This is a genomic window from Streptomyces sp. RKAG293, from assembly GCF_023701745.1.
GTDB lineage: Bacteria > Actinomycetota > Actinomycetes > Streptomycetales > Streptomycetaceae > Actinacidiphila.
On the sequence record NZ_JAJOZB010000001.1, the window covers coordinates 840,860 to 860,167 of the forward strand.

Below are 19,308 nucleotides of genomic sequence, written 5' to 3' on the forward strand. Positions count from 1 at the left end.
ATGAGGACCCCTGCGAGCGCGATGCCCGACGGCCCCCTCGACGACAAGCCCGACGGCCTGCTGCGCGACATCGTCCTCATCCGCTGATCGTTCCGATGGTCAGTGCGGCCGCTGCTCTGGCGAGCGTCTGCGGATGGCCGTAGAGGCCGGGCAGACCGCCCGAGTGCAGGAAGACCGTGCGGTGTCCGGGCACGATGCCGCCTTCCCGGACCGCCGCGATCAGGCCGGCCATCGCCCGTCCCGTGTAGATGGGATCGAGCACCATGCCTTCGGTTCTGGCAGCCAGCAGCAGGGCGTCCATGACCTGGTCGGTCAGTGTGCCGTAGCCCTCGCCGACCTGGTCGAGCCGTACCCGCAGGGTCCCCGGCTCGCAGCGTTTCCCGCTCAGTCCCGAGACGAGCTCGGCAACGGTGTGGGAGGGATCCGCGATGGCCCCGCAGTGGATGCCGAGCACTCGCGCGGTACCCAGGGAATCGACGAGGCCGGCCATCGTGCCGCCGGAGCCGAGTGCGGTGACGACGGTCGCCAGGTCGGGGGCCTGCGCGAGGAGTTCCCGCCCGCACTCGACGTAGCCGCGCGCACCCACCACGCTGGAACCGCCGAAGGGGATCAGTGCCGGAACGGCGCCCTTCCCCCGCAGTTCCCCGGCCACCTGCCCGGCCGCGGCCTTGAGTGCCTCGGCGCCGACATCACCGGCCCATACGACGGTGGCGCCGAACAGGGCGTCGAGTACGAGGTTGCCGGACCCCGGCGATCCGGGTGTGCCGACGAGCACGAGGACGGCGTCGAGCCCCAATCGGGCGGCGGCGGCCGCGGTCAGCCGCGCGTGGTTGCTCTGCGGAGCGCCCGTGGTCACCAGCACCGTCGCGCCGGCGTCGCGCGCCGCGCCACAGAGCCACTCCAGCTTGCGCACCTTGTTCCCGCCGCCGCCCAGGCCGATGAGATCGTCCCGCTTGACCCACAGGTCGTCCGGGCCGAGACCCAGTGCGGCGGCCAGCCGCGGCATCGGTTCGAGCGGGGTGGGCCAGGTCCCCAGCACGGCCCGCGAGGCGTTACCGCTGCCCGATGTCATCATGCCGTCCTTCGTTCGCGGTGCCGTCCTGCGTTCGTGCCGGACATCCTGCCACGGCGACGATCACGTCCGATGTGCGGAAACAGCGCCGGCTTCCCTGCCGCGGGACGGTGACGTCCCGTCACCCCGCTACATGTGAACGGTCGGTGCCGCGTTCTCGTCCTGGGCGGGGACGCCCCGGCGGTAGAGGAGCACGCTGATGAGCAGCCCGGCGGCGAAGAAGCCGGCCGACCACCAGTAGGCGGTGGAGTAGCTCTCCAGCAGGGCCTGTCCGCGCACGGCCGGGTCGGCGGGGTTCCTGCCGGCGAGGTAGCCGGTGGCGGCACTGGCGGCGAGGGTGTTGAGCAGTGCGGTGCCGATGGAGCCGCCGATTTGCTGCATGGTGTTGACGGCGGCGGAGGCCACCCCCGCATCGTGCGGGGCGACGCCCGAGGTGGCAAGGCTCATCGCCGGGGCCATCACCAGGCCGATGCCGAGCCCGAGGACGACCAGCGGCGGCAGGATGTGGGCGGCGTAGGTGCTGTCCATGCTGAGTGCCGTCAGCCAGACCAGGCCGGCCGCGGCGATGCCCATGCCCAGCGGCACGATCGGCTTGGGGCCGAAGCGGGGAATGAGCCGGGTGCTGGCGAGGGCCGAGGTGAGGACCAGGGCGCCGACCATCGGCAGGAACGCCAGCCCGGTCTGGATCGGGCTGTAGCCCAGCGACTGCTGCAGGTAGTACGTCAGGAAGAGGAAGACACCGAACATTCCGGCGCCGCTGATCAGCACCGCGATGAAGGAAGCGCCGCGGTTGCGGTCCAGCAGCACGCGCAGCGGCAGCAGCGGGTGAGCGGCCCTGGTCTGCCACCAGGCGAAGACGCCCAGCAGCACGACACCGGCGGCCAGGAAGCCCCAGGTGGCAGGGGAGCCCCAGGTGTGGCTCTCGGCGTTGGAGAAGCCGTAGACCAGGCCGAAGAGGCCGGCGGAGACGAGGACGGCGCCAGGGATGTCGAGACTGACGCTCCGGTCGCGCGCGCTGTGCCGCAGGAACACCATGCCGCCGGCGAAGGCGATGACGGCGAAGATCAGGTTCACGTACATGGTCCAGCGCCAGTCGAGGTGCTCAGTGAGCACACCGCCCAGCAGCAGTCCCACCGCGCCGCCGGCTCCGGCGATGGCGCCGAAGACGCCGAACGCGGTGGCGCGTTCCTTGGCGTCGGTGAACGTGGTGGTCAGCAGGGACAGCGCGGCGGGGGCGAGCAGGGCGCCGAACAGGCCCTGCAGTCCGCGGGCGCTGACCAGCACCTCGAAGCTGCCGGCCGCGCCACCGAGGGCGGACGCGCCGGCGAAGCCGACCAGACCGACCAGGAAGGTGATCTTGCGTCCGAACAGGTCGGCGATCCGGCCGCCGAGCAGCAACAGGCTGCCGAAGGCCAGCGCGTAGGCGGTGATCACCCATTGCCGGTTGCCGTCGGAGAAGCCCAGGTCCTTCTGCGCGGAGGGCAGCGCGATGTTCACGATGGTCGCGTCCAGGACGATCATCAGCTGGGCGAGAGCGACGACGGCGAGGATCCACCAGCGACGGGCTCCGGGCTCCTGCGCCCTGGAGGGCGGGACCGGGGCTTTGGACAGGATGTCCATGGGCGTGTCGTCGAGTGTTCTGGGCATGGTTCAGCGCTCCAGGGCTGTGAGCCGGGGATGAGGGGGCGGACGTCGGCGGTCTCCGGTCAGGTGTGCAGCAGGACGGGCATCACGACGTCATCGATGAAACCGACCAGGTAGTCGTAGTCGGCGACGGCGTTCTGGAAGAGCGGGCGGGTGTGGAGCGAGCTGAAGAGCAGCTGCGGCAGGAAGGCCAGCGCCGCGGGTCGCGCCGCGAGCTCGCCCCGGGCCACCGCCCGGTCCACGAAGGCGGTCAGGTTCGCGGTCTCCGGATCGATCACGCTCTCGCGCAGCGCCCGCACCAGTGCGGGATCGGAGAGAGCGGCATGCCCGAGGGCCGTGAACAGCGCGGTGTCCTGCTGGGCACGGGGAGCCACCTGCTCGACCAGCAGCATCAGGTCACCGCGGAGCGAGCCGGTGTCGATCTCGTTCGCCCGCACCGGGCGGGTGGCGTAGAGCGCGGCGGCGATCATCTCGGGCTTGGTCTGCCACTGCCGGTAGAGGGTGGCTTTGCTGCAGCGTCCCTTGGCCGCCACGGCATCCATGGTCAGGGCCTCGTAACCGTCCTCGCGCAGGACGTCGAGCGTCGCGACGAGCAGCTCCAGCTCACGGTCGGGCGTCATCCGTGGGCGGCGCACCGTGGTCTTGCGAGCGTCGGCCGGCATCGCGAGGCCTCCTTATAGTACGGAACCGTTTCGTTCCATAACGTTAAGGCCTGCCCCGGAGAAACGCAACCGTTTCATACGGCGCCCACGGGCCACTGGAGCGTCTTCCGATGACGGGCGCCGGAGCGGCGTGACGCGGGCGGTCGCAGGGAGCGGGTACGACGGTCGGCACTGCCCGGCCCTGCCCCGCCCTGGACGGCGAATCGCCGGTGGTTCGGGGTGACCTGGCAGGGCCACCCCGAACCACCGGCGATTCAATGCGCTCGCGGTCCCTCAGGAATGCTGAAGGACGAAGTTGTATCCCGACGCGTTGTGCTCACCGCCGGTGGGGCAGTGGCCCTTCGCCGGATAACCCCAGAAGAACATGCCGTAGCACTTGGAACAGAAGCGCCAGTAGGCCTGCGCGGTCGGTGTTTCGGCCACGTCGTGCTGAAGCACGAAGTTGTACCCCTGAGCAGCATGAGCGCCGCCGGCCGCGCAGTGGCCGTTGTCCGGGTATCCATAGAAGAACATGCCGAAGCACTTGGAACAGAAGCGCCAATTGGCCTGTGTTGTCGGCGTGGCGGGCACATCGTGCGGGAGGACGAAGTTGTACCCCTGAGCAGCGTGCGCGCCGCCGGCCGGACAGACGCCGTCGGTCGGATAGCCCCAGAAGTACATCCCGTAGCACTTGCCGCAGAAGCGCCAGTCCGCCTGTCCTGCCAGGGCCGCACCGGCCTTGGCCGAGGACTTGGCGGCGGACTTCGTGGCTGACTTCGTGGCCGTGGGCGCCTGCGATGGAGTGGCGGCATGCGCCTCGCCGGTCGCCGCGACCGCGAGGAGACCGGCCGTCACGCCCAGCGCCCTGGCCAGGAAGACCCGCCTTCCCGAGCGTTCGATTTCAGCCTGCTGAAGCGGATCTTCCACTGGTTCGAGAATACTCATTTTTCGTCCTCCCCCGCGATTATCGACGGTGTTCGACCGTCGATGTGGAATGTTCGCCACGTCCCACCGGAACGCGACCACGCGATGGTCTCGTTCCGTGATTTCGGGTGTCAAGAGGGTCGTTCACGCCGGTGAATGGAGGAGTAATCGATTCCGCACAACTACTCCCAGGTGAGGCGGGAGAAAGTTGGCTGAATTTCGGCGAACTCTCGGCCGGAACGAGCAGCCACCTATTTCCGTCCGAACAGCAAATGCATGAGGCCGGCACCGTCCCCGATGTGCGAGGCAGGCCGAGAGCGGAGCGGGACCGGGCGCGCCCGAACGGCAGCAGAGCCCCGATACGGCAGCAGGGCCCGGACCGCGCGTCGCGGTCCGGGCCCTGCCCCGTGCGGTGCCGCCCTGCGGCGGCGGTGCGTCAGCTCTGTGCGGTGTCGTCGTCCGCCTGCCCGGTGGTGCCCTCAGCCGCGCCGGCCTTCTCGCGCATCTTGCGCACCAGCTCCGCCTTCTGGTCGGCCGCACCCTGGCGGTCGAGGTTGCGGTGCGGGCCGTTGTTCTGCCGTTCGGCGCGGGACAGCCTCTTGCGCTGGCCACCGCCCATGCCCACGGGGTTGTTGATGTTCTTGCTCACGGTCACGGGTTCTCCCGGTAATGATGTGGAGTGATCTACGGATTCATCGGTGGGGGACGGGCGGCGACGTCGAACGACGTCAGCAGAGGCCCATCACGCTCTCACTCGTAAATCGGCGTCTGGAAGAACATGACAAAGACGTTACCCGGTTCCGCCGGCCCCGCGCACCAACCCTTTCGCCGCCCCGGCGCCGGCCGGGCCTTCGGCGAGCGCCCGGGGTCGGCCGGGCGCTGACCGCGGCCCTGATCTCCGACGCCCGGCGGGCGGGCATCGAGGTCCTCACCCTGGACGCCCGTGGCGACAACGACAACGCCCTGCACCTCTACCGGTCGCTGGCCTTCACGGAGTACGGCCGGCTGCCTGACTTCGTCGCCGTCGGTGACCGCCGCTACGACAAGGTCCCCTGCATGCTGGACCTCCGCCACCGCGGCTGAGGCTCCCGCCCGCTCGGCCTGCCATACGCCGGGGTGGCACCGCCGGGATCGGGTCGAGGGGGCCCGAGGCGCGGTACGGCTGCGGGGCACCGGCTATTTCTTCGGCGAGGGGGCCTGTTGCGGGCCGGCGAGTTGCTGGCTGAGCCAGCCGATCGCTGCCGGGTACTCGCTGATCCAGGTTCCGTAGTTGTGCCCACCCGTCGCGAGCAGCACGGCCTTCACCCGCACCGTGCTGTCCTGAGCCGCCCGGACGAACTGCTCGATGGAGGCCGGCGGGCTGTCGCGGTCCTGCGCCGAGGTCGCGAGGAAGATCCCCACGTCCGCCCGGGAGCCCGCGACCAGGTGCGTCGGGCTGTTGCGCTCCCGCAGGGCCGGGTCGGGCAGCACGGACGGGTCGCCGGTCAGCGGGTCGGGATCGAGGGCGGCGCCGGCGCCGAACACGCGGGGGAACTGCAGCGGGAGCTTCGCGGCGCAGTACCCGCCGGTGGAGAACCCCATCACCCCCCAGCCGTGGGGACCGGGCACCGTACGGAACTTCTCCCGCAGCAGCTCCGGGACGTCCGCCGCGAGCCAGGTGGCGACCTTGCGGTCCGGCACATCGCTGCAGTCCGTATCGACGCTGCCCGGGTTGATCACCGGCATGGCCAGGATGAACGGGTGCGACTGGTGGGCGTCCACCATCTTCTGGAAGGCGTCCGGCATACCGCCGTGCTCCAGCCACGACTGAGGTGATCCCGGCACGCCGTGCAGCAGCATCAGGACGGGGAAGCGGGTGGAGCGGAACGCGGGATCGTCGTACTGCGGAGGTGTCCAGACGATGACCTGCCCGGAGAGCTTGGAGTGCGTTCCGTGGAAATAGGTGTCCAGAATCCCGTTGTCGCTGCGGTTGAACTGGGCGCGGGCCACGGGCGGGCCGGGCATCGCGATGGTGTTGGTGTTGTCGGGTGTGCCGAGCAGGTCGTCCCAGGAGGAGTAGAGGCCGTAGCTGTTGTTCATCCATACGGCCACCACCGAGATCGCGGTGAGCTGACACAGCAGGATCATGACCAGCCGGGTCAGTGCCCGCACCAGGCGCGGTCCGGGAATCTTCGCCCACAGGAGCATCGTGCCGATGACCATCAGCAGCGTCACGGTGATGAGCACGACCCAGAACGACGTTCCCGTCAGACTCACGTAAAGCCTCCCACCCTGGTGCGATGGCGCGATGCCACGCTGCTCCAACCGCCGATCCGGTTCCCTGATCCGGGTTCCGGTGCTCGTTGTCAACGTCTCACACGCATCCGGCAGACGGCTGTGCGGCATGCCCGAACCTGGCCGGGCATACCGCACTTGGGGACGCGCTCGCGTCTTCGCTCGCCGACCCCAGGGCCGCCCCGAGCCGGTGCTACCGACCGGCGACGGGCCGGTAGGTGCACACGTGCACGCCCGCGTCGCTGATGACGGTGGACACCAGCTCGAGCGTGCGCAGCGCACCGTCGTCAAGGAAGATCCTCTTACCGCCGCCGAGCAGTACCGGCATGATCATGAGGCGGAGTTCGTCGATCAGGCCCTCGCCCAGAAGGGTGCGCACGAGCGTCGGGCTCCCCATGACCAGCAGGTCGCCGCCCTCGGCGTCCCGCAGTTCCCGGATGCGGGAGGCCGCCTGGTCGCCGGGGATGAGCGTGGTGTTGTCCCACGTCAGCTCGTCGTCCTTGAGCGTCCCGGACACGACGTGCTTCGGAATGGTGTTCATCCGATCGGCGAACGGGTCGCCCGCTCGCTCGGGCCACGCCGCGGCCATGGTCTGCCATGTGCTGCGCCCGAACAACAGCGCCTCGGCCTTGGCCAACGCGTCGGAGAAGGCGCCGCCCACCACCTCGGGATCGAAGAACGGGTGCGACCAGCCGCCGTGCGCGAACCCGCCGTCGGTGTCCTCCTCGGGACCGCCGGGCGCCTGTACGACGCCGTCCAGGCTCATGAACTCACTGATGACGATGCGCATGGGACTCGCTCCTCTTCCTCGCTCCGGGTGTACGGCACTGAAGACTGCGGCGCCGCTCCGGAATCATCGCTCCCGCCGGGATCGTGTTGATCCATCGCCACACGGCAGAGTCGTCTCCTGTGCCATGAGAGAGTGGGCGTTTCGGATTTGCCGGGCATTCTCCTGTCATCCCGGCACCAGAAGGGCGAACGGATGAGCGCGCGTTTCGAGGAGATCGACTGGCAGCCGACGCCGATGGGCGACATCAGTCTGCGGCGCCGACGTGACCCGGTGTCCGGCGACGAGGTGTACGAGGTGAAGCTCGGCGACGAGTTCCTGATGTCCAGCCTCTTCACGGCGGGCGAGATCGCGCTCACCCGGCTCGGACTGGCGCCGCTGCCGGACGCCGCCCAACTGGACGTCGTCGTGGGCGGCCTCGGCCTCGGGTACACCGCTCGGGCGGCGCTGGACGACCCGCGGGTGCGTTCGCTCATCGTCGTCGACACGCTGGGCGAGGTGATCGACTGGCACCGGCGCGGCCTGGTGCCGCTGGGTGCCGGGCTGGCGTCCGACCCCCGCTGCCGGCTGGTCCAGGGCGACTTCTTCGCGATGGTCGGCGACTCCACCGGCCTGGACCCCCAGGCACCGGAGCGCCGCTTCCACGCCATCCTGCTGGACGTCGACCACTCACCGCGCCACGTCCTGCACCCGCGGCACGCGGCGCTCTACCAGCCTGCGGGCCTGCGTTCGCTCGCCGAACGCCTCCACCCCGACGGTGTCTTCGCCCTGTGGTCGAACGACCCGCCGGACGAGGAGTTCAACTCCGTCCTCGCGGAGGTCTTCGCGGAACCGGCCGCCCACGTCGTCCCGTTCGACAATCCACTGCAAGAGGGAACGGCGACGAACACCGTCTACGTGGCAAGGAAGGCGCGGTAGGTCGCCGGCCCGCTGTGCGCGCGGCACCGGCCGGGGCGAGGGCTCCAGCGGCCTGGCCTTCGACTTCCTCGCCGACACCGCACCGCCACCCGGGCAGCTCCCTTAGGAGCCGGGGAGGCCGGTGGGCAACCGGGCCGGACCTTGTGCGAGAACCAGCGTTCTCCTAAGCTGCGAAGCGAGGAGAACGCTGGTTCTCCCATGGGAAGGAATACACCATGCCTGAGCAGAGGCCGCCGCTGCCGCCGTTCACCGCCGAGAGCGCGCTGCAGAAGGTCCGGGCCGCCGAGGACGCCTGGAACAGCCGCGATCCGGAGCGGGTCTCCCTCGGGTACACCGAGGATTCCGAGTGGCGCAACCGCGACGTGTTCATCAACGGCCGCGCCGAGATCGTGGAGTTCCTGCGGGCCAAGTGGGAGCGCGAACTGGAGTACCGCCTGCGCAAGGAACTCTGGGCCTACACCGACCACCGCATCGCGGTGCGCTTCGAGTACGAATGGCACACCGACCAGGGCCAGTGGTACCGCAGCTACGGCAACGAGAACTGGGACTTCGACGAGAACGGCCTGATGCGCCGCCGCTACGCGAGCATCAACGACCTCGCGATCACCGCCGACGAACGCCGCATCTCCCTCTGACGCCGCCCGCCCGGACGGCCTTCACCGTTCGCGGAGAGCCCCGCCGAACCCCCGGCGGGGCCACTCGCCGTCGCCGTCAGGCGGGCCGGGTGCCGCCGGTGGATTCGAGGATGATGCGCACCGCGTCCTTGGCCTGACGTGCGGACTGGGGAGAACCGCAGATCGCGGCCGTGGTGATGGCGCCCTCGGCCAGCAGGGCGACATGGTCGGCGACCCAGGCCGGTTCGCCGGCGGCGGCCACGAGGTCGGCGAGATACCTCCGGAAGGCGTCCTTGTGGGCGCGGGCGATGGCGGCCACTTCCGGCGAGGTCGCGCCGAGTTCGCCGAACGAGTTGATGAAGGCGCAACCGCGGAAGTCCGGCTCGCCGAACCAGTCGTAGAGCCAGTCGAAGACCGCCAGCAGGCTCTCGCGCGGCGACGGCCGGGCATCGGCGTACTCGGCCAGCCGGCGCCGCCAGGCCGTGTCCCGCCGCCGCAGATACGCCTCGACCAGGTCCCCCTTGGCGGGGTACAGCTGATACAGCCGCTTCAGGGAGACGCCGGAGGTGGACCGGATCTCGTCCATCCCCACCAACTGGATCCCGCGGTCGTAGAACAGGGTCTCGGCCGCGTCCAGGACGCGCGCCTCGGCCAGCTCGGGGGTCAGCACTTCCAGCCATCTCCGCTCACGTCGAGAACCATCGTTCTCCTAGGGTAGCAACAACCCAGGCGGCCTCCGGAAATGCCTGCGGACGGCGCAATCCGTTCCCGCCCCGCCCTCCATTGGCCCGGAATCGACATGGCCACGTCATTCATCAGCCGCTGCGACCCGACCATCCCGCAGGTGACGCCCCATCAATCGGAGAATCCTCATCAATTGCCAATCCCGCATGGTGTGTTGATACAAGGCGACGTCATGTCCCATTCATGTTCATCTCGCGCGCCGGATCCCCCGTTGACACTCTCCGTGGCCGGGCACTAACTTCTCGCATTGTCGCCACACCAGGAGCACAAGGCTCCCCGGGACTAGCGACACCGAAGGACGCTCTCCAGTTGACGACAGCGACCGAAATCTTCGAGATTCCGTCCTGCACACCGGTTGCGACAGCGGCCGAAGTCTTCGAGGTTCAGCCCTACACCTCCCACTGCCAGGTGATCCGCGCTGAGGGCGACCATGCCGTCATCGGTGTGTCGCCGGGAAACAGTTACTTCTCGGCGCAGCGCATCTCCGATCTCGCCCGCTGGGGCATCGACAACTTCCGGCAGGTCGATTTCGTCTATACCGACCTCCATGTCGCCGAGATGTACGAGGCATCCGGCTATACGCCCGATGACGCCCGGCGCAAGGCCGTCAAGAATCTGCGCGGCGTCCGGGCCAAGGTGACCAATGCCGTGGAAGCCGCCTCCCACGGGGGGCGGCTCAGGGCCCACGCCATGTCGGATTTCCTGGACATCCCGGCCTACCGGAGAATCCACGACCGCCTCTGGGCTCTTCTGGACACCGATCCGGAGTTCCGGAAGACCTGCGACACGCTCGTGGACTCCTTCCTCACCTCCAAAGTCCTGGACGGGAGGCCCAGCACCGAGCGGCAGCGCGAAGTGTGCCTCAAGTACGTATGCGCGGAGGCCCCTTTGTTCCTGGACACCCCCGCGATCCTGGAGGTTCCCTCCTCCCTCAATTGCTACCACCAGCTCCTGCCGATGGCCGAACTTCTCTACTCGCGCGGATTCGGACTGCGAGCCTCGCGTAACCAGGGCCATGCCATCGTCACACCCGCACAAGGAGATTCCGATGTCCGTTGAGACGCTGCTCGACCCGCAGGCCGGGACGCTGCTCGACTTCCCGTTCTCCTGGCGCGGTGACCAACTGCCGCACGAAATAGATGCGTTGCGTGAGGAGCCCGTCAAGCGGGTCCGGACGATCGCCGGCGACGAGGCGTGGCTGGTCTCCTCCCACGCCCTGTGCAAGCAGGTGCTGGAGGACACCCGGTTCAGTCTGAAGGACACCTCGATGCCGGGTGCGCCGAGGCAGTATGCCCTGACGATCCCGCCCGAGGTCGTCAACAACATGGGCAACATCACGGGGGCGGGCCTTCGCAAAGCGGTGCTCAAGGCCATCAACCCGAAGGCCGACGGCCTGCTGGACTGGATGCGTTCCCACGCGGACGGCCTGGTCGACGGCCTGGCGGCGCAGGGTGCTCCGGTGGATCTGCGGGCGCAGTTCTCCAATCCGTACTCCGAGGCCATGCACTGCCGCATCCTGGGCATCCCGCAGGACGACGCTCCCCGGCTGGCCGCGAGTCTGGACATCGCGTTCATGAACTCCGCCTGCCCCGTCAGCGGTGCGAAGCTGAACTGGGACCGCGACATGGCGTACATGGTGGAGCGGCTGGACGACCCGTCGACGACCGGGCTGATGGCCGATATCGCCGCACTGCGCAAGGACCCGGAGTACGACCACCTCACGGACGAGATGCTCGCCACGGTGGGCGTGACCATGTTCGGCGCGGGAGTGATCTCGACCTCGGCGTTCCTGACGATGGCGGTGTTCTCCCTCATCCAGCACCCCGAGACGTGGGCCGAACTGCGCGAGAACCCCGGCAAGATCCCCGCGGCGGTCGACGAGTTGCTGCGGATCAACCTGTCGATCGGCGACGGCCTGCCGCGGCTGGCCCTCGAGGACGTCATGCTCGGGGACGTGGAGGTCAAGAAGGGCGAACTGGTCCTGGTGCTCGTCGAAGGCGCCAACTTCGACCCCGAGGTGTTCGCCGATCCGCACCGACTGGATCTCGGCCGTGAGAACACCGCGGCACATCTGTCGTTCGGCGGCGGCCAGCACTACTGCCCCGCCACCGCGCTGGGCAAGAAGCACACCGAGATCGCCCTGGAAGTGCTGCTGGAGCGGATGCCGGACCTGCAGCTCGCCGTCCCCGTCGAACAGCTCGTATGGCGGACCGGGTTCATGAAGCGGATGCCCGAGCGGCTCCCCGTCATGTGGTAACGGCCGACGGTCCTCGCCCGTCCCGGGAGAGCCGGGGCGGGCGAGTGCCTCTTTACAGTGGCGCTCCTTGCTGACACGGTCGGGCCATCGCCGGGTTCAATTGGGGGGCACGGCGGTCGCTGACGTGTCTGGGGGGACCGTTGTGCCGTTTCTGACCTCGCGTTTGCCGTGGCTGCTCCGGCTGCGCTCGCGGTGGCTGATCCTGACGTCGCTCACCGCGGTCGCCGCCGCGTTCGTGCCATTCCTGGCGGCGGGCGGGCCTGCCGTCGCGGACGGCCGTCCCGCCGTCCCCGTGGTGGGCGGTACGGCGCCGCCACCCGCCCCGCACCACGGTGTCGCACCGGCGTCCGCCATGGAGCCGATCGCACCGGTCCTGTCCCGGGCCGGCTGGACGGCGACCGCGAGCGACGAGGAGACCGCCGGCGAGAACGACCGGGCGGCCAACGTCCTGGACGGCGACGCCGCCACCTTGTGGCACAGCAAGTGGACGGCGCCCGCCACCGCGCTGCCCCACAGCCTCACCATCGACATGCATCGCACCGCGGTGGTGTCCGCGCTCGTCTACCGGCCGCGCACCAACGGTGCCAACGGCCGGGTCGGGGTCTACGCCATCGCGCTCAGCGCGGACGGGCTGACGTGGACGCGACCGGTGGCGGCCGGCACCCTGCCCGACGACGGCACCATCAAGACGCTGAACTTCGCCGCCCAGGGAACCAGGTTCGTCCGGCTGACCGCCTCGACGGAGGCCGGAAACCGCGGCCCATGGACATCGGCCGCCGAGATCAACCTGCTGGGCGATCCCGGTCTGCCCGCCTCCGTCGTCGAACTTCCCGTCACGGGCTGGACCGCCACGGCCAGTGACGAGGAGACGGCCGCGCAGAACAACCGTGCCGGCAACGTCCTGGACGGCGATGCCACCACCTTGTGGCACAGCAAGTGGTCCGGCACGCCCACCGCGCTGCCGCACTCCATCACGCTGGACATGCACACCAACCAGCTGGTGTCCGCGCTCAGTTACACGCCGCGCGCGTCGGGGGCCAACGGCCGGATCGGTGCCTATACGGTCACCGCCAGTCCGGACGGGGTCACCTTCGGGGCTCCGCTGGCCGCCGGGACGTGGAAGGACGACGACACGGTCAAGAGCGCCACCTTCACGGCGCCGACCACCGCCAGGTTCGTGCGCCTCACCGCCACCAGCGAGGCGGGCGCCCGCGGACCGTGGTCCTCCGCGGCCGAGATCCGCCTCAGCGGGCCGGCGGACCCGGCCGTCGCGGGCCTCTGGAGCCCGATCACCGGCTTCCCGCTCGTACCGGTGGCCACCGCGCTGCTGCCGAACAACAAGCTGCTCGCCTGGTCGGCCTACGCCACCGACCGCTTCGGCGGCAGCAACGGCTACACCCAGACCGCCATCATGGATCTCACCACCGGCCAGGTCACCCAGCGGCGCGTCGACAACACCGGTCACGACATGTTCTGCCCCGGTGTGGCGATGCTCGCCGACGGCCGGGTGCTGGTCACCGGTGGCAGCAACGCCGCCCGCGCCAGCATCTACGACCCCCGCACCGATACCTGGAGCGCGACCGCGGACATGAACATCCCCCGCGGCTACCAGGCCATGACGCTGCTCTCCAACGGCGACGCCTTCGTCATCGGCGGATCCTGGAACGGCGGCCAGGGAGGCAAGGACGGCGAGGTGTGGTCGGCCGCGACCGGCACCTGGCGCACCCTCTCAGGCGTTCCGGTCACGACCACGATGACGGCTGACCCCGCCGGGCCCTACCGGGCCGACAACCACCAGTGGCTCTACGGCACGTCCAACGGCCGGGTGCTCCAGCTCGGGCCCAGCAAGCAGCTCAACTGGATCGACACCACCGGAAACGGCACCATCACCCCGGCCGGAGTGCGCGCCGACAGCCCGGACGCGATGAACGGCAACGCCGTCGCCTACGACATCGGCAAGCTCCTCACCCTCGGCGGCGCCACCGCGTACGAGAACGTCAACGCCACCAACCGCGCCTACACCGTCGACCTCACCGCCGGGCCGCAGCCCGTCAGCGCGCGCACCGGCGACATGGCCTTCGCCCGCGCCTTCAGCAACAGCGTCGTCATGCCGGACGGCAAGGTCGCCGTCTTCGGCGGCCAGTCCCGGCCCGTTCCCTTCTCCGACGCCACCTCGGCCATGACACCGGAGATCTGGAACCCGGCCACCGGCGCCTTCACCCGCTTGGCGACCATGGCCGTACCCCGCAACTACCACAGCGTCGCGAACCTGCTCCCCGACGGCCGGATCTTCTCCGGCGGCGGCGGACTGTGCGGCGACTGCGCCACCAACCACTTCGACGGCGCGATCTTCACGCCGCCGTATCTCCTCAACCCCGACGGCACCCAGCGGCCGCGGCCCGTCATCACCAACACCCCTCCCACGACGGCCGGTTACGGCGCCACGCTGACCGTCACGACCAGCACGCCGGTCACGGCCTTCTCCCTCGTCCGCACCGGAGCGGCCACCCACTCCACGGACAACGACCAACGGCGGGTGCCGCTGACGTCGCATCAGGTATCGGCGGGGGTCTACGAACTGACCGTCCCCACCGACCCCGGCGTGGCGCTGCCCGGCTCCTATCTGCTGTTCGCCCTCGACGCCGCCGGGGTGCCCAGCATCGCCAAGACGATCACCATCGGCTGACCGTCCTCGCCGCACCGGTCCTGCGACGTCTACAACCAGCCGCGTTTGGCTGCCTGCAGACCGGCCTGGAAGCGGGTTTTCGCGTCCAGTGCATCCATCAGGTGGGCGACGCGGCGGGTCATCGTCCGCTGGGTGATGCCGAGCGCGCGGGTGATCGTGGCGTCCTTCATTCCGGCCGCCAGCATGGACAGCAGCTCGTGGTCGGCGGGGGCCAGGCCGCCTGCCGTGCCCTTCTTGTCGACGGCCAGCGGGGTCGCCCGTTCCCACAGCAGGTCGAAGCAGGTGACCAGGGCCGTCAGCAGCGGAGAGGGGTGGACGAACAGGGCCGCCATCGATTCGGTCGCTTCGAAGTTCAACGGGATCATCGCGGCGCGCCGGTCCGCGATGAGCATCTTCATCCGCACCGCCGGCAGACTCCGGGCCTGCTCACCCGCGTCGATACAGTCCTGGACGAAGGGCATGCGCCCTTCGAGCGACACCGAGTCGTAGATCACCCGGCAGCTGATCCCGCGGCGCAGCAGCTGGAACTCGATCGGGTTGAACGTCGGGCTGCTGAAGTACGGAGGGCAGTCGATGACCTGCATCTCCTCCGCCGAGCCGAGCTGCATCTGCTCGACGCGGTTCAGCTGGGCCTCGCGGCCCTCCACCAGCTCGACCAGTTCGCTGGGGTGGCCCGCGTCGGCGCCCTGGAACCGCAGCGCGAGGGAGCGGACGTGCGCACGGAGCTCTTCCAGTTCCTGCTGCCGGCGGGAGGCGAGCGAGCCGACGGCCGCTTCGGGCGGGGACGCGACGTAGCGCACGGGTGAGCCCGTCAGCCGCGTGATCAGGCCGGCGTCCGCCAGGCGGCCCAGGGCCGGACGGATCCGTGCCGCGGTCGAGCCGTCCAGGACGGCCAGCTGTGCGGCAGTGCTGCGCGGCGCCGAGAGAAGATGCAGGTAGAGGCCGCTTTCGACCTCTCCGAGCCCCACCGGCGACAGGAAACCGTCGGACACCTGACCCCCAGAATGGGTGCGTCTACTTATGGTCAATGTCTACTATCCGGCATTCCCCTCAGGAAGGGGTCGGTTTACGGTGGGTTTCAGCCAGTCCGTTCGAACCACTGGACCGGCCTCCCCAGCGGCACCATTCCGCAACGGCCCCGCTCGGCCTGCGGACGTTTTCACCCGGGTTCGATGCCGCCCCACCGGAAGGATCCGCGCTGTGCCGGTCTCCATCCAGTCCCAGCTCCGCCAACACATCTTCACCGTGCCCACCGTCGCGGTGTCGGTGCCCACCGCCCGGCGCCGCGCCCGGGCGCACTTCGCGACGTGGGATCTGGATGTGGAGCACCCGGTGGTGGAGACGGCCCTGTTCATCCTGACGGAACTGCTCACCAACAGCGTTCAGCACACCGCGCACCGGTCCCCGACCGCCGACATCATCCTGGCGCTCGGCCCGCGCAGTCTCATCGTCGCCGTGCACGACCGCCACCCGCACTGCCCCCGCCCGACTCCCGAACCGCATGCGGACGGAAGCGGCGGCTGGGGACTGCGGCTGGTGGCGGAGCTCGCCGCGGAGGCCCTCGGCAGTACCCACACGCACACCGACACCGACGAGCAGGGGAAGACGCTCCTGGTCCGGCTCCCCCGCCCCGACCGGACCCTGCCGTGCACCCGCGACGCCGGCGTCCGCGACGTCGGCGTCCGCGACGTCGGCGTCCGCGACGTCGGCGTCCGCTCAGGCGGCGGAACGGCGGAACGAGGACCGGTAGCCGTACGGAGTCACTCCGACGACCCGTTTGAATCGCTCGCGGAACGCGGTAGGTGACCCGAAACCCGCTTGCGTCGCGATCCGCTCCACCGCGTAGTCGGTGGTCTCCAGCAGGAACTGCGCCCGGCGCACCCGCGCCCGCAGCAGCCACTGCAGCGGCGTGGTGCCGGTCTGCTCCCGGAACCGCCGGCTGAAGGTCCGCTCGCTCATCCCACCGCACGCGGCCATGGCCTCCAGGGTGATGTCCTGTCCGAGGTTGTCCTCGATCCAGGACAGCACCGGTTCCAGGAGTGATCCCCGCGGTACGGGCGGCTGCTCGTGGACGATGAACTGGGCCTGACCGCCTTCCCGCTCCAGCGGCACGACCGCCAGCCGGGCGGCGTCGGCCGCCACGGCGGAACCCAGGTCGCGGCGGATCATGTACAGGCACAGGTCCAGGCCGGCCGCCGCGCCGGCGGAGGTGAGGAGCCGGCCGTTGTCGACGTACAGGACGTCGGGCCGCACCTCGACGAGGGGAAACCGTTCGGCGAACCGGTCCGCCGCCACCCAGTGGGTCGTCGCGGGCAGCCCGTCCAGCAGACCCGTGGCCGCGAGGATGAAAGCGCCGCTGCAGATCGAGGCGATGCGGGTGCCGGAAGCGGCCGCGGCGCGCAGCGCGTCGAGAACCTCGGGGCCGGGCGGCGGGGCGTCCTCCGAGCAGCCCGGAACGATGATCGTGTCCGCGTCCGCCAGCGCTTCCAGACCGCAGGGAACGCGCAGGGTGAAGGTCTCGCTGGCCACCTCCGGCGTGGCGCCGCAGACCCGCACGCGATACGGCCGGCGCCCGTCGGGGAGGCGGGTACGCCCGAACACCTCGATGGGCGTCGCCATGTCGAACGGCACCACCTGATCCAGGACAAGGACTGCGACGGTGTGCATGGAGTACACGATAGATGAGTTCTCGCCATGGGAACCAAGCCATGTTCACAGGCTTCTGCCGTGGAATCGACCATGTCAGAAGGATGGCGAGAACCCGTTGGCATTTGTCGTTCCAGCCCATGGGAAGCCTCCGACGGTTCGCCTAGCGTGTGGTGCGGCACCGCTGAGAACGACGGAAGAGAGACTGCCCGTGCTGGCCCACTCCGCGAGCGAAAGTACGTCTGCAACGTGACTGCCGAAGGCATCTGGAACCTGACGATCGACACCCCGCTGGGCGAGCAACACGTCAGGGCGGAACCGGCCCTGCGGGACGGAGCGGAGCCGGAGCACGGCGTCCTGTCATGACGAAATTCCTCCTCGCCGTCCATGTCCTGGCCGCCATCGTCGCAATCGGTCCGGTGACCGTCGCCGCCAGCATGCTGCCCGCCGCGGCCCGCCGCGCCCAGGCGGCGGGCCCGGACGCGTCGTCCATCGCCACAGTCCGGCTGCTGCACCGCATCTGCCGCGTGTACGCCGTGATCGCGCTGGCGGTCCCGGTCTTCGGGTTCGCCACCGCCAGCAGCCTCGGTGTCCTGGGTGACACCTGGCTCATCGTGTCCATCGTGCTCACAGCGGTGGCCGCCGGAGTCCTGGCGCTCCTGGTTCTGCCGCGCCAGGACGCCCTGCTGACCCAGCTCGACGAGGGGTCGCCACCCGTCGAGCGCGGCGCGACAGCGCGGCTGGCGATGCTCACCGGGATCTTCAACCTGCTGTGGGCCGCGGTGACCGTCCTGATGATCGTCCGCCCCGGTTCCACCACAGGAGCATGACCATGAAGCGCGCCCGGCAGCCGCTGCGCGTCTCCGCCGCCGTCGAACCGGCCTCCCTCGTGGTCCTGTCCGGGCAGCCGACCCGCCCGCCCCATCCCGGCCGATCTAACGGATGCAAGTCCATCCAGCCATTTGCCCTGAGTCGGCATCCGTGGCATTGTACTAATGGATAGAGCTTTCTGTATCCATTAGCACAAGTGAGTGCTCCCACGGAAGGCGTTCACGATGTCCCAGCTCCCGCAGACCGGCGAAGCCGCCAGGACAGCCCCCACGACCGATCCCACCGGATTCCACGACGGAGAACTCGCCGTGCAGCGCCGCGCCGGATCCCTCGGCGCGGCCGCCCGGCTGTCGGGCATGCTCGCGCCGCCGGACCTCACCGGGGGTGCGAGCCGCTTCCTGGAGGCGCGTGACCTGGCCGTCCTCACCGCCCGGGACCACGACGGGACGCTGTGGACCTCCCCTCTGCGCGGCGCCCCGGGTTTTCTCGACGGCCACGACACGACCCTCCGCGTCCACGCCCTGCCCGCGCCGGGCGATCCGCTGGCCGCACCGGGGCCGGCGCCCGCGCAGCAGGTCGGCCTCGTCGCGATCGACTTCGCGACCCGCCGCAGACTGCGCGTCAACGGCACCCTGGACGCCCTCGACGGCACCGGCTTCACGGTGTCGGTCGACCAGGCGTACGGCAACTGCCCGCAGTACATCCAGCAGCGCCGCCTTGAGCCCGGACACGGAGCGCGCTCCGTGGCGGGGGCGGGCACCGACGGTCGGCACACGACCCTGGACGCCGACGACATGCGACTGATCGAACGGGCCGACACGTTCTTCCTGGGAACCACCCATCCGACCCGCGGCGCGGACGCCTCCCACCGCGGTGGCTCGCCCGGCTTCGTCCGCGTCCGGCCCGACGGCCTGTGGTGGCCGGACTACCCCGGCAACAACATGTTCAACAGCCTCGGCAACCTCGCCGTCGACGACACCGCCGCCCTGCTGTTCGTGGATTTCGCCACCGGCGCCACGCTGCACCTGTCCGGCTCCGCCGACGTCCGGTGGGCGGAACCCGGTGCTCCCGGCGACGACGGCGGGACCGGACGCCGGGTGCACTTCACCCCGCGCCACCTCGTGACCGGCCGGGCCCCGCTGCGGGCCGACGCCTTCAGCGCCTACCCGCGCAATCCGCGCCTCACCACCTGACCTGCGCCGTGGCAACCCGCTGCTGAGCCTCCTCGGGCGGATACTGGTCGCGCCCTGACGCCGCCTCGTCCGAGGAG

Annotated in this window: 18 protein-coding genes and 1 pseudogene; 9 read left to right on the top strand and 10 right to left on the bottom strand. The window is 69.8% G+C overall.

From position 1 onward, the window contains the following. Positions 1-76 precede the first annotated feature (76 nt). From LNW72_RS03655 to LNW72_RS03675, 5 genes are all read right to left on the bottom strand, one after another. Positions 77-1,075 (bottom strand): pyridoxal-phosphate dependent enzyme, encoded by a 999-nt coding sequence (locus LNW72_RS03655; protein ID WP_250973999.1) that lies wholly within the window; start codon positions 1,073-1,075, stop codon positions 77-79. Positions 1,076-1,201: 126 nt separating this feature from the next. Next, positions 1,202-2,719, bottom strand: a complete 1,518-nt coding sequence (locus tag LNW72_RS03660; RefSeq protein WP_250974000.1) for an MFS transporter — start codon at positions 2,717-2,719, stop codon at positions 1,202-1,204. A gap of 59 nt (positions 2,720-2,778) precedes the next feature. Beyond that, positions 2,779-3,378, bottom strand: coding sequence for a TetR/AcrR family transcriptional regulator (locus LNW72_RS03665; RefSeq protein ID WP_250974001.1), 600 nt, complete (start codon positions 3,376-3,378; stop codon positions 2,779-2,781). 273 nt (positions 3,379-3,651) lie between these two features. Beyond that, positions 3,652-4,302, bottom strand: a complete 651-nt coding sequence (locus LNW72_RS03670) for a hypothetical protein (RefSeq protein WP_250974002.1) — start codon at positions 4,300-4,302, stop codon at positions 3,652-3,654. A 415-nt stretch (positions 4,303-4,717) separates the two neighbouring features. After that, positions 4,718-4,936 (bottom strand): DUF6243 family protein, encoded by a 219-nt coding sequence (locus LNW72_RS03675; protein ID WP_250974003.1) that lies wholly within the window; start codon positions 4,934-4,936, stop codon positions 4,718-4,720. Between the two features lie 209 nt (positions 4,937-5,145). Here LNW72_RS03675 and LNW72_RS03680 point away from each other — a divergent pair. Beyond that, positions 5,146-5,364, top strand: a pseudogene (locus LNW72_RS03680) (GNAT family N-acetyltransferase); the annotation flags it as partial. Positions 5,365-5,457: 93 nt separating this feature from the next. On the opposite strand, the gene LNW72_RS03685 reads toward LNW72_RS03680, so the two are convergent. Together LNW72_RS03685 and LNW72_RS03690 are read right to left on the bottom strand one after the other, a co-directional pair. Then, entirely contained in the window at positions 5,458-6,537 is a 1,080-nt protein-coding gene (locus LNW72_RS03685; RefSeq protein ID WP_250974004.1) for an alpha/beta hydrolase family protein, read from the bottom strand. Positions 6,538-6,748: 211 nt separating this feature from the next. After that, the gene (locus LNW72_RS03690) at positions 6,749-7,345 is read right to left on the bottom strand and encodes a dihydrofolate reductase family protein (protein ID WP_250974005.1); all 597 of its coding nucleotides are present in this window, start codon (positions 7,343-7,345) and stop codon (positions 6,749-6,751) included. 192 nt (positions 7,346-7,537) lie between these two features. On the opposite strand from LNW72_RS03690, the gene LNW72_RS03695 reads away from it, so the two are divergent. Together LNW72_RS03695 and LNW72_RS03700 are read left to right on the top strand one after the other, a co-directional pair. Beyond that, positions 7,538-8,260 (top strand): spermidine synthase, encoded by a 723-nt coding sequence (locus LNW72_RS03695; protein ID WP_250974006.1) that lies wholly within the window; start codon positions 7,538-7,540, stop codon positions 8,258-8,260. A gap of 215 nt (positions 8,261-8,475) precedes the next feature. Continuing rightward, positions 8,476-8,895, top strand: a complete 420-nt coding sequence (locus LNW72_RS03700; protein ID WP_250974007.1) for a nuclear transport factor 2 family protein — start codon at positions 8,476-8,478, stop codon at positions 8,893-8,895. A 76-nt stretch (positions 8,896-8,971) separates the two neighbouring features. Here LNW72_RS03700 and LNW72_RS03705 read toward each other — a convergent pair whose 3' ends face one another. Beyond that, positions 8,972-9,544, bottom strand: a complete 573-nt coding sequence (locus LNW72_RS03705; protein WP_250974008.1) for a TetR/AcrR family transcriptional regulator — start codon at positions 9,542-9,544, stop codon at positions 8,972-8,974. 383 nt (positions 9,545-9,927) lie between these two features. Between LNW72_RS03705 and LNW72_RS03710 the strand changes: the two genes are divergently transcribed. The 3 genes from LNW72_RS03710 (at position 9,928) to LNW72_RS03720 (ending at position 14,561) form a co-directional block, all read left to right on the top strand. After that, positions 9,928-10,677 carry a tRNA-dependent cyclodipeptide synthase gene (locus tag LNW72_RS03710; protein WP_250974009.1) on the top strand — a complete coding sequence of 250 codons (750 nt, stop codon included), beginning with the start codon at positions 9,928-9,930 and terminating at the stop codon, positions 10,675-10,677. Continuing rightward, on the top strand, positions 10,667-11,875 hold the full coding sequence (locus LNW72_RS03715; RefSeq protein WP_250974010.1) for a cytochrome P450: 1,209 nt from the start codon (positions 10,667-10,669) through the stop codon (positions 11,873-11,875). The genes LNW72_RS03710 and LNW72_RS03715 overlap by 11 nt, the downstream gene beginning before the upstream one ends. 163 nt (positions 11,876-12,038) lie before the next feature. Beyond that, complete coding sequence (locus LNW72_RS03720; protein ID WP_250974011.1) at positions 12,039-14,561, top strand: discoidin domain-containing protein; 2,523 nt, start codon at positions 12,039-12,041, stop codon at positions 14,559-14,561. A gap of 29 nt (positions 14,562-14,590) precedes the next feature. On the opposite strand, the gene LNW72_RS03725 is transcribed toward LNW72_RS03720, so the two are convergent. Next, positions 14,591-15,553: a helix-turn-helix domain-containing protein gene (locus tag LNW72_RS03725; RefSeq protein ID WP_250974012.1), complete on the bottom strand. Its 963-nt coding sequence runs from the start codon at positions 15,551-15,553 to the stop codon at positions 14,591-14,593. 208 nt (positions 15,554-15,761) lie between these two features. Between LNW72_RS03725 and LNW72_RS03730 the strand changes: the two genes are divergently transcribed. Beyond that, positions 15,762-16,367: an ATP-binding protein gene (locus LNW72_RS03730; RefSeq protein ID WP_250974013.1), complete on the top strand. Its 606-nt coding sequence runs from the start codon at positions 15,762-15,764 to the stop codon at positions 16,365-16,367. Here LNW72_RS03730 and LNW72_RS03735 read toward each other — a convergent pair. Next, on the bottom strand, positions 16,278-17,228 hold the full coding sequence (locus tag LNW72_RS03735; protein WP_250974014.1) for a GlxA family transcriptional regulator: 951 nt from the start codon (positions 17,226-17,228) through the stop codon (positions 16,278-16,280). The genes LNW72_RS03730 and LNW72_RS03735 overlap by 90 nt on opposite strands. A gap of 341 nt (positions 17,229-17,569) precedes the next feature. Between LNW72_RS03735 and LNW72_RS03740 the strand changes: the two genes are divergently transcribed. Further along, the gene (locus LNW72_RS03740) at positions 17,570-18,037 is read left to right on the top strand and encodes a DUF2269 family protein (RefSeq protein ID WP_250974015.1); all 468 of its coding nucleotides are present in this window, start codon (positions 17,570-17,572) and stop codon (positions 18,035-18,037) included. 225 nt (positions 18,038-18,262) lie between these two features. Continuing rightward, positions 18,263-19,231, top strand: coding sequence for a pyridoxamine 5'-phosphate oxidase family protein (locus tag LNW72_RS03745; protein WP_250974016.1), 969 nt, complete (start codon positions 18,263-18,265; stop codon positions 19,229-19,231). Positions 19,232-19,308: the final 77 nt, after the last annotated feature.

What these genes read in the sequence shown, in the direction of transcription:
- LNW72_RS03715 (WP_250974010.1), top strand. Translation starts at nt 10,667, where the DNA reads ATGTCCGTTGAGACGCTGCTCGACCCGCAGGCCGGGACGCTGCTCGAC.
- LNW72_RS03690 (WP_250974005.1), bottom strand. Translation starts at nt 7,345, where the DNA reads ATGCGCATCGTCATCAGTGAGTTCATGAGCCTGGACGGCGTCGTACAG.
- LNW72_RS03740 (WP_250974015.1), top strand. Translation starts at nt 17,570, where the DNA reads ATGACGAAATTCCTCCTCGCCGTCCATGTCCTGGCCGCCATCGTCGCA.
- LNW72_RS03735 (WP_250974014.1), bottom strand. Translation starts at nt 17,228, where the DNA reads ATGCACACCGTCGCAGTCCTTGTCCTGGATCAGGTGGTGCCGTTCGAC.
- LNW72_RS03695 (WP_250974006.1), top strand. Translation starts at nt 7,538, where the DNA reads ATGAGCGCGCGTTTCGAGGAGATCGACTGGCAGCCGACGCCGATGGGC.
- LNW72_RS03670 (WP_250974002.1), bottom strand. Translation starts at nt 4,302, where the DNA reads ATGAGTATTCTCGAACCAGTGGAAGATCCGCTTCAGCAGGCTGAAATC.
- LNW72_RS03700 (WP_250974007.1), top strand. Translation starts at nt 8,476, where the DNA reads ATGCCTGAGCAGAGGCCGCCGCTGCCGCCGTTCACCGCCGAGAGCGCG.
- LNW72_RS03660 (WP_250974000.1), bottom strand. Translation starts at nt 2,719, where the DNA reads ATGCCCAGAACACTCGACGACACGCCCATGGACATCCTGTCCAAAGCC.
- LNW72_RS03665 (WP_250974001.1), bottom strand. Translation starts at nt 3,378, where the DNA reads ATGCCGGCCGACGCTCGCAAGACCACGGTGCGCCGCCCACGGATGACG.
- LNW72_RS03655 (WP_250973999.1), bottom strand. Translation starts at nt 1,075, where the DNA reads ATGATGACATCGGGCAGCGGTAACGCCTCGCGGGCCGTGCTGGGGACC.
- LNW72_RS03745 (WP_250974016.1), top strand. Translation starts at nt 18,263, where the DNA reads ATGTCCCAGCTCCCGCAGACCGGCGAAGCCGCCAGGACAGCCCCCACG.